Origin of the sequence: Bacillus cereus group sp. BfR-BA-01355, assembly GCF_022663675.1 — a bacterium.
Lineage (GTDB): Bacteria > Bacillota > Bacilli > Bacillales > Bacillaceae_G > Bacillus_A > Bacillus_A thuringiensis_S.
This window is the reverse complement of sequence record NZ_JAKUFY010000329.1, coordinates 1-381: the sequence shown is the minus strand read 5'-3', so window position 1 is coordinate 381 and position 381 is coordinate 1. Positions and strand designations below refer to the sequence as shown.

The window sequence follows — 381 nt, the reverse complement described above, 5'->3', positions numbered from 1 at the left end:
GAAATTCTTCCAGATGCTCACTCACAAGAAACGTCTGATTTCACAAAAAAAGTAAAAGAGAAAAAGATGGAAGAAAAGGAAAATGTAAAAAAGACTGAAAAAAATATTAATCTTGAGCAAAAGCCAGAACCAAATAAAAAGCAATTGAATGGGCAAGTTCCAACTTCAAAAGCAAAGCAAGCTCCATATAAAGGATCTGTTCGATCTGATAAAGTATTAGTGCTACTCGTTGAATTTAGTGATTATAAACATAATAATATTGATCAAACACCAGGTTATATGTATTCGAAAGACTTCAGTAGAGAACATTATCAAAAGATGTTGTTTGGTAAGGAGCCTTATACATTATTTGATGGTTCAAAAGTAAAAACATTTAAACAA

At 30.4% G+C, this 381-nt stretch carries 1 protein-coding gene; it reads left to right on the top strand.

Translation table 11 applies throughout. The features are described 5' to 3' along the window. Positions 1–381, top strand: a 381-nt coding sequence (locus MR167_RS31905; RefSeq protein ID WP_242316269.1) for an immune inhibitor A domain-containing protein, incomplete at both ends; no start/stop codon positions are given.